Source organism: Ruegeria sp. F12 (assembly GCF_056533885.1).
Genome location: NZ_JBQFOV010000026.1, coordinates 1 through 13,261, shown reverse-complemented (window position 1 = coordinate 13,261; position 13,261 = coordinate 1). Strand labels below are relative to the sequence as shown.

13 protein-coding genes are annotated in these 13,261 nt (G+C 60.2%); 4 read left to right on the top strand and 9 right to left on the bottom strand.

Going from position 1 to position 13,261, the window contains the following annotated elements; translation table 11 throughout:
- Positions 1 to 108: 108 nt before the first annotated feature.
- The 4 genes from ACR0CA_RS20255 to pdxR form a co-directional block, all read right to left on the bottom strand.
- Positions 109 to 2,955: a molybdopterin oxidoreductase family protein gene (locus tag ACR0CA_RS20255; protein WP_480900996.1), complete on the bottom strand. Its 2,847-nt coding sequence runs from the start codon at positions 2,953 to 2,955 to the stop codon at positions 109 to 111.
- Between the two features lie 56 nt (positions 2,956 to 3,011).
- A complete protein-coding gene (gene pta, locus ACR0CA_RS20250; RefSeq protein WP_480900994.1) occupies positions 3,012 to 4,025 on the bottom strand; it encodes a phosphate acetyltransferase in 1,014 nt (337 codons plus the stop codon).
- A 5-nt stretch (positions 4,026 to 4,030) separates the two neighbouring features.
- Positions 4,031 to 5,809 (bottom strand): sulfoacetaldehyde acetyltransferase, encoded by a 1,779-nt coding sequence (gene xsc / locus ACR0CA_RS20245; protein WP_480900991.1) that lies wholly within the window; start codon positions 5,807 to 5,809, stop codon positions 4,031 to 4,033.
- A 126-nt stretch (positions 5,810 to 5,935) separates the two neighbouring features.
- Positions 5,936 to 7,396, bottom strand: coding sequence for a MocR-like pyridoxine biosynthesis transcription factor PdxR (pdxR, locus tag ACR0CA_RS20240; protein ID WP_170774722.1), 1,461 nt, complete (start codon positions 7,394 to 7,396; stop codon positions 5,936 to 5,938).
- A gap of 118 nt (positions 7,397 to 7,514) precedes the next feature.
- On the opposite strand from pdxR, the gene ACR0CA_RS20235 reads away from it, so the two are divergent.
- Both ACR0CA_RS20235 and ACR0CA_RS20230 read left to right on the top strand, forming a co-directional pair.
- Positions 7,515 to 7,823 (top strand): ArsR/SmtB family transcription factor, encoded by a 309-nt coding sequence (locus tag ACR0CA_RS20235; protein WP_480505327.1) that lies wholly within the window; start codon positions 7,515 to 7,517, stop codon positions 7,821 to 7,823.
- Entirely contained in the window at positions 7,816 to 8,847 is a 1,032-nt protein-coding gene (locus ACR0CA_RS20230) for a permease (RefSeq protein ID WP_480900988.1), read from the top strand. Before ACR0CA_RS20235 ends, ACR0CA_RS20230 begins: the two co-directional genes overlap by 8 nt.
- Positions 8,848 to 8,885: 38 nt before the next feature.
- On the opposite strand, the gene ACR0CA_RS20225 is transcribed toward ACR0CA_RS20230, so the two are convergent.
- Together ACR0CA_RS20225 and ACR0CA_RS20220 are read right to left on the bottom strand one after the other, a co-directional pair.
- Positions 8,886 to 9,278 carry a hypothetical protein gene (locus ACR0CA_RS20225; RefSeq protein ID WP_170783039.1) on the bottom strand — a complete coding sequence of 131 codons (393 nt, stop codon included), beginning with the start codon at positions 9,276 to 9,278 and terminating at the stop codon, positions 8,886 to 8,888.
- 52 nt (positions 9,279 to 9,330) lie between these two features.
- Positions 9,331 to 10,092: a DUF1013 domain-containing protein gene (locus ACR0CA_RS20220; RefSeq protein WP_170774713.1), complete on the bottom strand. Its 762-nt coding sequence runs from the start codon at positions 10,090 to 10,092 to the stop codon at positions 9,331 to 9,333.
- 131 nt (positions 10,093 to 10,223) lie between these two features.
- On the opposite strand from ACR0CA_RS20220, the gene ACR0CA_RS20215 reads away from it, so the two are divergent.
- Entirely contained in the window at positions 10,224 to 10,865 is a 642-nt protein-coding gene (locus ACR0CA_RS20215) for a ribonuclease T2 family protein (RefSeq protein WP_480900985.1), read from the top strand.
- On the opposite strand, the gene ACR0CA_RS20210 is transcribed toward ACR0CA_RS20215, so the two are convergent.
- Positions 10,862 to 11,350: a hypothetical protein gene (locus tag ACR0CA_RS20210; protein ID WP_480900983.1), complete on the bottom strand. Its 489-nt coding sequence runs from the start codon at positions 11,348 to 11,350 to the stop codon at positions 10,862 to 10,864. The two genes, ACR0CA_RS20215 and ACR0CA_RS20210, sit on opposite strands and share 4 nt — an antisense overlap.
- 197 nt (positions 11,351 to 11,547) lie before the next feature.
- Between ACR0CA_RS20210 and ACR0CA_RS20205 the strand changes: the two genes are divergently transcribed.
- The gene (locus ACR0CA_RS20205; protein ID WP_170783036.1) at positions 11,548 to 12,045 is read left to right on the top strand and encodes a lactoylglutathione lyase family protein; all 498 of its coding nucleotides are present in this window, start codon (positions 11,548 to 11,550) and stop codon (positions 12,043 to 12,045) included.
- A 70-nt stretch (positions 12,046 to 12,115) separates the two neighbouring features.
- On the opposite strand, the gene recR is transcribed toward ACR0CA_RS20205, so the two are convergent.
- Complete coding sequence (gene recR, locus ACR0CA_RS20200) at positions 12,116 to 12,709, bottom strand: recombination mediator RecR (protein WP_480900980.1); 594 nt, start codon at positions 12,707 to 12,709, stop codon at positions 12,116 to 12,118.
- Positions 12,710 to 12,773: 64 nt separating this feature from the next.
- The gene (locus tag ACR0CA_RS20195) at positions 12,774 to 13,118 is read right to left on the bottom strand and encodes a YbaB/EbfC family nucleoid-associated protein (RefSeq protein ID WP_170355334.1); all 345 of its coding nucleotides are present in this window, start codon (positions 13,116 to 13,118) and stop codon (positions 12,774 to 12,776) included.
- Positions 13,119 to 13,261: the final 143 nt, after the last annotated feature.

The window sequence follows — 13,261 nt, the reverse complement described above, 5'->3', positions numbered from 1 at the left end:
AGCTGGGTCATGTGCTTTGACCTCCGCGTAGGGGGTGATGGTCGGTGGGAGGGGCCCGCCCCTCGTGCTCCCCCGGATATTTTTGGCCAGATGAGGATTGGATCCTGCTCATTTGCCAACCTTCCATGCCAAGTCCTTGGGGCCGGTGCCGACTGGGGACTGAATCGGGGCGAATTCCGGCTGGCTTTCGGCGTCGGATGGCGGATCGGCCTTTTCGATCTTCACCTTGAGGTCGAACCACGCGGCCTGCCCGGTGATCGGGTCCGAGTTGGCCCAGCGCATTCCGTCGCCTTTTGGGGGGAGGAGTTCATGGATCAGGTGGTTCAGCAAGAAGCCCTTGGTGGCTTCGGGTGCGTCCTCTTGCAGGGCCCAGGCGCCTTTGCGTTTGCCGATTGCGTTCCAGGTCCAGACAGTGTTGTCGTTGAGCGCGGCCATCTCCATCACCGGAACGGTGATTTCGCCGTGGGGCGAGGTGACTTTGGCCCAGTCGCCGTCTTGTAGCCCGTGTTCACGCATCAGTTTGGTCGGCACGTAGAGCGGGTTGCGTCCATGGAGTTGCCGTAGCCACGCGTTCTGGGTGCCCCAGGAATGGTACATCGCCATCGGGCGTTGGGTCAGGGCGTTGATGGTGAAGCCTTCGTTGCCCTGCTGGTCGGTCTCGTACCAGATGGGCAGCGGGTCCATCGTGTCTTTGAGGCGCTGACGCAGTTGCTCGGGGGGTTGTTTGTCTCCGTGCCCTTCGGCGGCCAGTTGGAACTTGCGCATCGGCTCGGAGTAGAGCTGAAACAGATAGGGTTGCGGGCTGTCATAGAGGCCCATGCTGACCGCCCAGTCCTGATAGGCCGTGTTCCACGGTTTGTAGTAATCCGCACCTTCGGGGATATGGGCGACGTAGAAGCCGCCATTGTCTATATAGCGGTTCAGCTGGTCTGGATTGACCGCGCCGCGCCCTTCTTTGTCGCCATCCTCGCCCCGGAAACCCGCAAGCGGTCCGATGCCCGGTTTGCGTTCGTGGTTGACGATATAGTCGGCGTAGTCCTTCCATTTGGGCGTGCCGTCTTCGTTTGTGAAGCCCGGCAGGCTCATGCGGTTGGCCAGTTCGATCAGAACCGACTGGAACCCGCGCACGTCGCGGTCGGGCTCGACCACTGGCCAGCGGATCGCGTCGGCGGCGGCATCGGCCTCGCAGATCGGGCGGTCCAGCAGCGAGATACAGTCGTGCCGTTCGAGATAGGTGGTGTCGGGCAAGATCAGGTCGGCATAGGCCACCATTTCCGAGGAATAGGCATCCGAGTAGATGATCTTGGGGATGACATATTTGCCGTCTTCGGTTTTGGCCGAAAGCATCTCCATCACGCCCTTGGTGTTCATGGAGGAGTTCCACGACATGTTCGCCATATACATGAACAGCGTGTCGATCTTGTAGGGATCACCAGCGGCGGCGTTCGAGATCACCATATGCATCAGCCCATGGGCCGACATCGGGTTTTCCCAGGTGAACGCCTTGTCGATGCGCTGCGCGTTGCCGTGTTCGTCCAGCAGCAGGTCTTCGGGGCCGCGTGGGAAGCCAAGGTGCGGGCCTTCCAGAGGGCGACCGGGGCGGCGGTCTCCGTGCGGGGTGGGGTGCGCCTCGACCGGTTTGGGGTAGGGTGGTTTGAAGCGGAAACCGCCGGGGACCTCGACCGTGCCCAGCAGGATTTGCAGCACGTGCAGGGCGCGGCAGGTCTGAAAACCGTTGGCATGGGCTGAGATGCCGCGCATGGCGTGGAAGCTGACCGGGCGGCCTGTCATTTTCGAATGTTTTTCGCCCCGGAAGTCGGTCCATTCGTGGTCCAGCTCGATCGCCTCGTCAAAGGCGACGCGCGCGATTTCGGCCGCAATCGCGCGGATGCGTTTGGCCGGGATGCCGCAGCGGTCGGCGACTTTTTCGGGGGCGTGGTCGTCGGACAGGTATTTCTCGGCCATCAGGTGAAAGACCGGGCGGTGCGTAACGCCGTCTTTGTCATAGGTGGCTGACAGGTCCGGACGGACACCGGGTTTGTCAAAGGCAGTTGGTTCGCCAGTCACGCGGTCGATGACAAGTGGCTTGCCGTCGTCGTCGCGCAGGAACAGCCCCTTCTCGGGGCCTTCGGCGGCGTTTACCAGAACAGACGCGTTGGTGTAGCGGCTTAGATAGTCGAGGTCGATCCTGCCCGCTTTCATCAGCACATGAATCAGCGACAGGATGAACAGACCGTCGGTGCCGGGCGTAATCCCGACCCAATCGTCGGCCACCGCGTTATAGCCCGAGCGGATCGGGTTCACCCCGATCACCCGCGCGCCGCGTGCTTTGATCTTGCCGATGCCCATCTTGATCGGGTTGCTGTCATGGTCTTCGGCCACACCAAACAGCATGAACAACTTGGTGTGGTCCCAATCGGGCTGGCCGAACTCCCAGAACGCGCCGCCCATTGTGTAGATTCCGCCCGCCGCCATGTTGACCGAGCAGAACCCGCCATGGGCTGCATAGTTGGGAGTGCCGAAATTCTGCGCCCAGAAGCTGGTGAAGCTTTGGCTCTGGTCGCGGCCGGTGAAAAAGGCCAGTTTCTGCGGGGCGGTCTCATGCAGCTCGTTCAGCCAGCCGACAGCGGTGCTGATTGCCTCGTCCCACTCGATCTCGCGGAACTCACCCGAGCCGCGTGGGCCAACTCGGCGCAGCGGTTTGCGCAGGCGTGAGGGCGCGTTGACCTGCATGATCCCGGCGCTGCCTTTTGCGCACAGAACGCCCTTGTTCACAGGGTGGTCGCGGTTGCCTTCGATATAGGCAACCTTGCCGTCCTTCATGTGGACATTGATGCCGCAGCGACAGGCGCACATGTAGCAGGTGGTCTTGCGGACCTCGTCGGAAACCTTGGGCGAGGTGTCGATCACTGGCTGGTTCAAATGCGCCCCCTTTTCAGCTTGCGACCCGATCATTCCCATGTTTTGCGAAAAATCGGAATAATTTTTTCGTTTTGATGGCTTGAGACGACTTATGTCCCGGCATCATTGTGTTGCGCCTGAACGGCGGTGACGGCGATCATGTGCAGGATGTCTTCGGACGAACAGCCGCGCGACAGGTCGTTTGCGGGTTTCGCCAGCCCTTGCAGCACCGGGCCGATGGCCTCGACCCCACCGATGCGCTGGGCGATTTTATAGCCGAGGTTCCCAGCATTCAGGCTGGGGAAGACAAAGACATTTGCCTCACCCTTGAGCGGTGATTCTGTGGCCTTGGTTGCGGCTACTTCGGGAACGAAGGCGGCGTCGAATTGCAGCTCTCCGTCGATCAGCAGGGTTGGGTCCTTGGCGCGGGCGATCTGTGTGGCCTCGACCACTTTGGACACTTTGGGGTGATCCGCGCTGCCCGAGGTAGAAAAGGACAGCATCGCTACGCGCGCCGTATCGCCGGTCAGGGTGGTGTAGGACTCAGCTGAGGCGCGGGCAATTTCCGCCATCTCTTGCGCGTCAGGGTCTACGACCAATCCGCAATCGGCGAAGATGCGGGCGCCTTTGACGTCGTGATGGTCCTGACAGAACAGCATCAGGAAGAAGCTGGAGACCATCGCCGCCTCGGGCGCGGTGCCGATGATCTGCAACGCAGCACGCACAGTGTCCGAGGTGGTTTCGACCGCTCCGCCGACCGTGCCGTCGGCGATATCCTGTTGCACCAGCATGGCAGCATAGGTCAGGCGGTTGGCGATCTGCTGGCGCGCCTCATCCAGCGTCAGGCCCTTGTGCTTGCGCCGCTCATGCAGGGCCTGTGCAAGGCCGGGCGTCAGGTCAGAGGTGGCCGGGTCATGAATGTCGATCCAATCCGGGTCATATCCCTCGTGTGCGCTGAGAAGGGCCGAAACCTCGGCCCTGTCTCCGATCAGTATGATCCGCGCAACATTCTCTTTCACGGCCTTGACGGCCCCTTCGACAACGCGGGGATCGTCGCCCTCGGACAGGGCGATGATCTTGTCCGACGCGCTTGCTGTCCCGAGAATGGCGCGCAGAGGCTTCACGCGGATTACGCCCCGGCCTGCGGGGTCATGTCATCGGCGGTGACGCCTGCAACGGCCACTGGTTTCTTCATCGCGTCGCGGCGGAAGGGTTCACCCAGTTCTTGGTTGATCATGGCTTCGATCAGGGTAGTGATGCCGTTCTTCTGGTCCTCGATGGCCTGATTCAGGGCCGCTGTCAGCTCGTCCATGGTGCGTGCCACCACGCCTTTCAGACCGCACGCCTGCGCGATACCGGCGTAAGAGACCTTGGTGTCCAGCTCGGTGCCCACAAAGTTGTCGTCGAACCACAGGGTCGAGTTCCGTTTCTCCGCCCCCCACTGATAGTTGCGGAAGACGATCTGCGTAATCGCGGGCCATTCTTCGCGCCCAATGGCGGTCAGTTCGTTGACCGCGATGCCAAAGGCACCGTCACCCGCAAAGCCCACAACCGGCACGTCGGGGCAGCCGATCTTAGCCCCCATGATCGAGGGCAGGCCGTAGCCGCAGGGCCCGAACAGGCCCGGGGCCAGATATTTGCGGCCATCTTCGAAGGACGGATAAGCGTTGCCGATGGCGCAGTTATTGCCTATATCGGACGAGATGATCGCCTCTTTCGGCAGGGCGGACTGGATCGCGCGCCACGCCATGCGGGGGCTCATCCAGTCGGGCTTGGCTGCGCGAGCGCGCTGGTTCCATGTGGTGCCTGGATCGTCATCCTCGTGGTCCATGCTGGACAGTTGCTGCGCCCAAGCGGATTTCTTCTGAGCGATTTTCGCCTTGCGCTCATCGCGACCGGCGTCGCCAGCTGTGTCGCTAAGATTTGCTAGAACGCCATTGGCCACCTTGGCCGCATCGCCGATGATGCCAACCGAGACCTTTTTGGTCAGGCCAATACGATCGGGGTTTATGTCGACCTGAATGATCTTAGCGTCCGCAGGCCAGTATTCCATGCCGTAGCCCGGCAGTGTCGAGAATGGGTTCAAGCGGGTGCCAAGGCACAGAACCACATCGGCCTCGCTGATCAGCTCCATCCCGGCTTTGGAACCGTTATAACCCAGCGGACCAGCGAACAGCGGGTGCGAGCCGGGGAAGGCGTCATTGTGCTGGTAGCCGACACATACCGGCGCATCCAGACGCTCGGCCAGTGCCTTGGATGCTTCAATCCCGCCTTCGGACAGAACCACGCCCGCACCGTTCAGGATCACTGGATTCTTGGCGTTCGACAGCAGCTCGGCCGCCTGCGCCACGGCGCTTTCGCCGCCCGAGGGACGCTCGAATTCCACAATCGCGGGTAGGTCGACGTCGATAACTTGAGTCCACATATCGCGCGGGATGTTCAACTGCGCAGGGGCGCTGGCGCGTTTGGCCTGCATGATCACGCGGTTCAGAACCTCGCACACTCGGGTCGGATCGCGGACCTCTTCCTGATAGGCGACCATGTCTTCGAACAGTTTCATCTGCTCGACTTCCTGGAAACCACCCTGACCGATGGTCTTGTTCGCGGCCTGCGGCGTGACCAGCAGCAGCGGGGTGTGGTTCCAATAGGCGGTTTTGACGGCGGTGACAAAGTTGGTGATACCGGGGCCGTTCTGCGCGATCATCATCGACATCTTGCCGGTGGCGCGGGTATAGCCGTCGGCCATCATACCGGCGCTGCCTTCGTGTGCGCAGTCCCAGAACATGATCCCCGCTTTGGGGAACAGGTCTGAGATCGGCATCATGGCCGAGCCGATGATCCCGAACGCATGTTCGATCCCGTGCATTTGCAGAACCTTAACAAAGGCCTCTTCGGTGGTCATTTTCATCTGGTTGATCTCCGCGCATATATGAGTTTGGCCGGGCTGGCAGCCCCGCCTTTAGATATGGTTTTGGCGCAAGGGACAGGGTCGCGTTAGGGCCAGAAGTCAGGGCGGGTTAGGTCCAGATCGAAGTCAAGCTTTGCGGATCGTCTCGGCGATCCGTTTCACGCCTGGATCAATTCGGTCCTGTGGGATCGAAGAATAACCCAGACGATAGAAATTCCGCGGCCGGTTTGCGCCAGAAAAGAAGGGCGCGCCGGGCTCAATATGCACGCTCTGGTCTTGTAAGGCTCGGGCCAGATCGGTCGTGTCTATATGCTCGGGGGCTGACATCCACAGAGATGAGCCACCCATGATCCCCCGACCGGCGACGGTCAGACCATGGAGTTCAACCGCCTTGTCCATCGCTGCGCGTCGATACGCCAGCGCTTTGGACATGCGCCTGATCTGTGCATCGTAATGGCCAAGCGACAGGAAATAAGCCGCCGTGCGCTGGACATGCCCCGGCGGGTGGCGCAGAACCAGCGACCGAAGGGCGCGGGCTTCGCGGATGAACGGCGCGGACCCGACCATGTAGCCAAGGCGCAGTCCGGGAAACAGCGACTTCGAGAAGCTGCCTACATAGATCACCCGCCCGTCCTGATCCATGGATTTCAGCGCCGGAGAGGGTGCACCCAAAAAGGCCATCTCGAATTCATAGTCATCTTCGACCACCATCGCATCCAAAGCGCGGGCGCGCTCCAGCAACGCAGTGCGGCGTTCGATCGGCATGGTCGCGGTGGTGGGGCTTTGGTGGCTGGGGGTGGTAAAGATCACATCGGTCTGCTCGGGCAGCGCATCCGGTGGCAGCCCGTCACGGTCCACGGCGACCGGCGCCACTTTGCAGTCGGAATGGTTCAGCAGATCGCGCAGAGCATAATAGCAAGGGTCCTCGATCACCGCCGTTCGGTTGCGGTTCAATAAGATACGCGAGGCCAACCACAATGCGTTCTGCGCGCCCAGCGTGATCAGAATCTCCTCGGGTCTTGCGGCGATCCCGCGGCGGGGTAGGGTATGGCGGGCGATGAATTCGACCAGAAGAGGGTCGTCCTGATCCACATAATCCCCGGTCAGGGAATCGAAATCCTTGTGCCCCAGCGCCCGCACCGCACACAGGCGCCAATTGGCATGATCGAACAGCGACCGGTCGGCCTGACCGTAGATGAACGGATAGCGGTAATCGCGCCAGTCGCTGGGCTTTGTCAGAGTGTCCCCGTCCGAAAACTTGCGCGCCAGGGCGGTGCTCCAATCCACAGTCTCGTCGCCGCGCGGGGTGGGCGTGTATTTCGGGGGAACCGGCGCGTTTTCCGACACATAATACCCCGACCGCCCCTTGGCTGTTAGATAGTCATTGGCCAGAAGTTCCGTATAGGCCAACGTCACCGTGATCCGGCTGACGCCCAGATGGGCAGCCAGTTTGCGGGATGAGGGCAGTTTCTCACCCACATGAAAACGGCCCGACAGGATACCTTCGGCAATCATCTGCTGGATCTGCGCTTGCAGAGTGCCCTGACCGTTGAGTTCCAGAAAGAAAGTGTCGACCGATATCCCCATGCGTATCTTATAGGGTGGACTTATGGAGGGAGCAATCTGGACTTACGCATTTTTGACTGTTGACGGGGCTACACGAATAACCTAAATAACTAGAAATCTAGTTTAATGGAGTTGCAAAATGTGGGAAGCCGCCGCTGCGGGATTTTCTGCCATGGGGTCCGAGGCCCGGCTGAAGGTTCTAAAAACGCTGGTCCGCGCCGGTGAGGCCGGTCTGACGGTTGGAGAGATCCAGGACCGAACCGGGATTGCACCGTCAACGCTGGCACATCACCTGCGGTTTCTGGCCGCCGGAGGGGTGGTACAGCAGGAGAAGATCGGCCGAACCACGATCAACCGCGCGAACTATGACGAGTTGAGGAAACTGGCGCAGTTTATCCTGTCCGAGTGCTGCGCCGACGAAGTGGGAAAGGCCGCAAACGATGGCTGAGCTAACACAAAACCCGAAGGTTCCGGCGAAAGTTGCGCTGGACCTGATCAAGACACCTTGGGCGGTGATCTTGGTCCTTCTGATTGGGGTCGCCGTTCTAGACCCGGCCAATTGGACCGAAGTGGTAACGTTTGCAGGCAAAGCGTTGGCGCATACCGGGCAGTATATCCTTTTCGCTGTGTTGCTACTGTCCTACCTAAAAGCAACGGGGGCCGAGGTCATGGTCGCCCGCGCTTTTGAAGGGCGCGAAACGCGGATGATATTCCTCGCCGCCCTGTTCGGAGGGTTGGCCCCGTTCTGTTCCTGCGAGGTGATCCCCTTTATCGCCGGTCTGCTGGCGCTGGGCGCGCCTTTGTCGGCGGTGATGGCGTTTTGGTTGAGCTCACCGCTGATCGACCCGCCGACCCTGCTGATCACGGCGGGCGCGCTGGGTTGGCCGTTTGCCATAGGCAAGGCCGTCGCCGCCGTCGCTTTGGGTCTGTTCGGAGGTTTCGTGGTGCGTGCCTTGATGCACGGCGGGGCGTTCGCAGAACCTCTGCGCGTTTATAAACCTGCCGGGTGCTGCGGCTGTGGTCCGAAACAGGACGACAAGCCGGTCTGGAAATTTTGGCAGGAACCGGAACGCCGCACGCGGTTCCGAGCTGAATTTGTCCAGAACGGGATGTTCCTGCTGAAGTGGCTGGCTTTGGCCTATGTACTCGAGGCGCTTCTAGTTAGCTATGTGCCCGCCGACCTGATCGCGCGTGTGGTTGGGGGCGAAGGCATTGTGCCGATTGTCATCGCGGCGCTGGTCGGAATGCCTGCCTATCTGAACTCTTACGTCGCACCGCCGTTGCTGGCGGGGCTGACCGAGCAGGGGATGAGCGCAGGCGCGGCGATGTCTTTCATGATTGCCGGTGCGGTCAGTTCGATCCCAGCGATGGCGGCAGTGTGGTCGCTGGTCAAGCCACGGGTCTTTGCGACCTACCTTGGGCTGGGGATCACCGGGGCGATCATCGCAGGGGTTATCTTTCAGATGATCTAAAGGAAAAACCGCCCGGAGATGCCTCCGGGCGGTTTTGCTTATTGGTTGGCCTCGCAGAGGCTCGGCATTTTGAACCGGTACCGGGGCTCTTGGCTTTTGACGTAGACGCGTTTTTCGACGCAGGCGGTATCGCCGACGGTGCGAGCTACGTGTTCCTTGGATTCGTCGATCGAGATGGTGGACCCGTCGGGCAGTTGAACCGACGCGATGACGCCGTGTTTCAAGTCTCCATTCATCGGGGTCGCCGTCAGAACCGCAACCGTCAGGTACGAGTCGTGTTCATGCGCGCCGTCATCGTTGAGTATCAGCAGCGCTGCTGCGACCGAGACTGTGCCGACGATCGCCACCATCAGCAGGCCCCATGTTTTCAGAAATGCATAGATCGACACCGCACGGTGCGGGCCGAAGACAGAGGACAAAGCATTCAGCATAGGTATCTCGTGCAAAAAGCCCCGGCCGTTTCGGACCGGGGCTGATTAAGTATCAGAAGCGCGGATCTTCGTCTTCTTCCTCGTTGCCGCCGCCTTTGGGCAGGTTGAAGAAGCTATCGGCGTCGATGATCGGCTCATCGTCTTTTTCCTCGACCGGGTCATCGGACAGCGAGAAGGTTTCCAGCCCCTCGATGGCGGTCGGGATTTTCGGTGCGGCGTCCATTTCCAGCGACTGCTCGGTCGAAACCAGCTTGCGGCGCTCATCATCGCTCATGACGCCACCTTCGGCGGCTTTCTTCGCGGCCGCTTTCTGGACAATCGCGTCCAGCTCGGACTGTTTGCAAAGGCCCAACGCAACCGGGTCGATCGGCTGCATGTTGGCGATGTTCCAATGCGTGCGCTCGCGGATCGACTGGATGGTGGGCTTGGTGGTGCCGACCAGCTTGGCGATCTGTCCATCGCTCAGCTCGGGGTGGAACTTAACCAGCCACAGGATCGAGTTCGGACGGTCCTGACGTTTGGACAGCGGGGTATAGCGCGGGCCACGGCGCTTTTCCTCACCTGCCGCAGCGGCGTTGAACTTGAGCTTCAGCTTGTGCAGCGGGTTGTTCTGGGCCGAGTCAATCTCGTCCTGGGTCAGCTGGTTGTTGGCGATGGGGTCGAAACCCTTGACGCCAGCAGCCACGTCGCCGTCTGCGATGCCCTGCACTTCAAGCTCGTGCATTCCTACGAAATCCGCGATCTGCTTGAAACTGATCGTGGTGTTGTCCACCAGCCAAACGGCGGTTGCTTTGGCCATAAGCGGTTTTGCCATCAGCCTGCCTCCTAATGCATACATCTGTCCCGTCGCCGGAATTCGGCGGCCCCGTGGTCTTGGGGCAGGTTTCCGTTGTCGGGGAACTTAGGGCCTATATAGTCGCGCAAAGGCAAGAAGGGAAGAGGCGAATGCGCCACGGGATTTTAGCGCTGGCATTGTGGGCGTTCAGCGGGCTGGCCGCACAGGCCGACGGCGAGAAGGCGGGTGTGTTCGACTACTACGTTCTGTCGCTCAGTTGGTCGCCCAACTGGTGCGCCCGCGTCGGCGATGCGCGCGGGTCCGACCAATGCGATGCGCGGCATGATCATGGCTGGATCCTACACGGGCTTTGGCCGCAATACCACAATGGCTGGCCGTCTTATTGCCGGACGGCCAAGGCGCCACCGTCGCGTGCGATGACGCGAGAGATGGCGGATATTCAAGGCACCTCTGGGCTGGCGTGGCACCAGTGGAAAAAGCACGGAACCTGTTCGGGCCTGTCTGCATTGGACTACTACGCCTTGTCGCGGCGGGCTTATGAGGGCGTTGCCCGTCCACAGGTGTTCCGTCAATTGGACGCTTCGGTCAAGCTGCCCGCCTCGGTGGTGGAAGAGGCGTTTCTCAAGGCCAACCCCGCGCTAGAGCGCGACATGATCACCGTCACCTGCAAACAGGGCTATATCGAAGAGGTTCGCCTGTGCCTGTCCCGCGATCTGTCGCCTGTGCCCTGTGGACTGGACGTGATCCGCGACTGCGCGGCCAAGGATGCGTTGTTCGATCCGATTCGCTAAAGCTTACGGTTCTGGCAATCCCGCGCATAGTCCAGCGCTTTGGCCGTGCCTTTAAGGTCAATCGCCATCACAACTTCGCCTGCTGGGTTGTAGACGGTCATCGTCCTGTTCTTTGCGATTGCCTCGACAAAGCTGCGGTCGGTGAAAAAGACGGTGGCACCGGGCACATCGCGCTGGTTGAACCCGATGGCAGTGGCATCAAAGCTCTGGCCGTCCAGTTCAAAACGGATCGGATAGCTTTCGCCCTGTTTGATATCACCCCAGGCCTTGTTGTAGACGGCAAAATACCCGCGATTGTCCAACGCATCATAGCCGATACGCACGACCGAGAGGTCCTGATACACCGTCTGGATCAAGCACCCGTTGCCGAGCGCGGGATCCATCATGATGTTCCAGCCGTCGACAAAGCCTTTGTCGATTAGCTGCTGCGAAAACGCAGTAGTGGCTGTAAAGGCGGCAAGTGCGACAGCAAAAAGGCGTTTCATTACAGTTCCCAAAATCAAATGGACAAGGTCAAAGCCATAGTACACGCCGCGTGCGGCAGGCAAAGGCCATTCTTGACTGATGTCGCCGCGAAAGAACACCTATGTGCATGGCGGAACCCGGCTTTGCCTCGCCGCGGAGGCGCTTGAAACTTGGCTGTGGCACAATAGTTTTTGCACCTTAAAACAAGGAGCGAACAATGCCGCAACATCCAAGAACATTCTCTCACATCGGATTGTCTGTCCCAAACGTTGACGAGGCTGTACAGTTCTACTCCGAAGTCCTTGGTTTCTACGTGATCATGCCGCCGACCGATGTAGTAGAGGACGATACGGATATCGGTGTCATGTGTACCGATGTGTTTGGCCCGGAATGGAAAAAACTACGTATTGCACATCTCGCGACTGCTGATCGCATTGGGTTCGAGCTTTTCGAGTTTGACGGGAATTATGTACCGGAAAACAATATCGACTTTCGCCAGAATGGTACGTTCCATTTTTGCGTCCAAGACCCGGATGTCGAAGGCTTGGTGGAAAAAATCGTTGCAGCGGGTGGCAAGCAGCGGATGCCAATTCGATACTATTATCCCGGTGAGAAGCCCTACCGTATGGTCTATGTCGAAGACCCCTTTGGCATTGTCTTCGAGATTTATAGCCATTCCTACGAATTGACCTACTCTTCAGGGGCTTACACCTGACATATGAGACCGAAGCTTGTGTGTGGCCGGAAGGGGCCAAAGCGTTCCGGATGCTGCCGTTTTGCTAAGTTCAGAGCTCTTTTCGTGCCCTCAGTGCTGCCGTAATCGTCCCGTCATCCAGATAGTCCAGCTCGCCCCCAATCGGCACGCCTTGGGCCAGTGAGGTCAGGCGGACCTGCCCCTCCAACTGATCGGCTATGTAGTGGGCTGTGGTCTGGCCGTCTACGGTGACGTTCAGGGCGAGGATGACTTCGGTGATTCCTTCGGCCGCGACCCGGTGCTTGAGGCGCGGGATGCGCAGTTCGTCCGGGCCGACGCCGTCCAGTGCCGAGAGTGTCCCGCCCAGCACGTGATAGCGGCCTTTGAACACGCCTGCGCGTTCCATCGCCCAGAGGTCGGCTACGTCTTCGACTACGCACAGCTCTCCGGTGGCGCGGGCCTCGGCGTCGCAGATGTCACAGATGTCCATGGTGCCCACGTTGCCGCAGTTCAAGCATTCGCGGGCGGTGATGGCGACCTGCTGCATGGCGTCCGACAGGGGTGTCAGCAGCAGCGCACGTTTGCGGATCAGGTGCAGCACCGCGCGACGGGCCGAGCGGGGCCCAAGCCCCGGCAGTTTGGCCATCAGGTCAATCAGATTGTCGATGTCGCTGTTCGAACTCAACGCGTGTGCTCCTGCAAAAGGGCCGAGTTTGCGGGCCCGGCCTTTGGGTCGTCAGGAGTGTGTATCAGAACGGCAGCTTGATGTCTGCGGGCAGACCCATGCTTTCGGTCAGCTTGGCCATCTCTGCCTGCGCGCGTTCGGCGGCTTTGGTCTGTGCGTCCTTGATGGCGGCGAGGATCAGGTCTTCTACGACTTCCTTATCGTCGCCGTTGAAGATCGAGGGGTCGATGTCCAGACCTTTGAGTTCGCCCTTGGCGGTGGCAGTGGCTTTGACCAGACCTGCACCGGATTCGCCGACAACCATCAGATTGTTGAGTTCTTCCTGCATGTCGGTCATCTTGGTCTGCAGATCCTGCGCGGATTTCATCATCTTGGCCATATCGCCCAGACCGCCGAGTCCTTTGAGCATTACGTTTTCTCCTGCTAATCGGTTTGTCGCCTAGATACGGATAGCGCCCGTGCGGCACAAGGGGGCAGTGCCCTCCCGAGCGTCGTCGCGGTCTTTTGCAAGACCGCTCCTTCCGTTGGGCCCGGCAAAGCGCGGGCAACGCC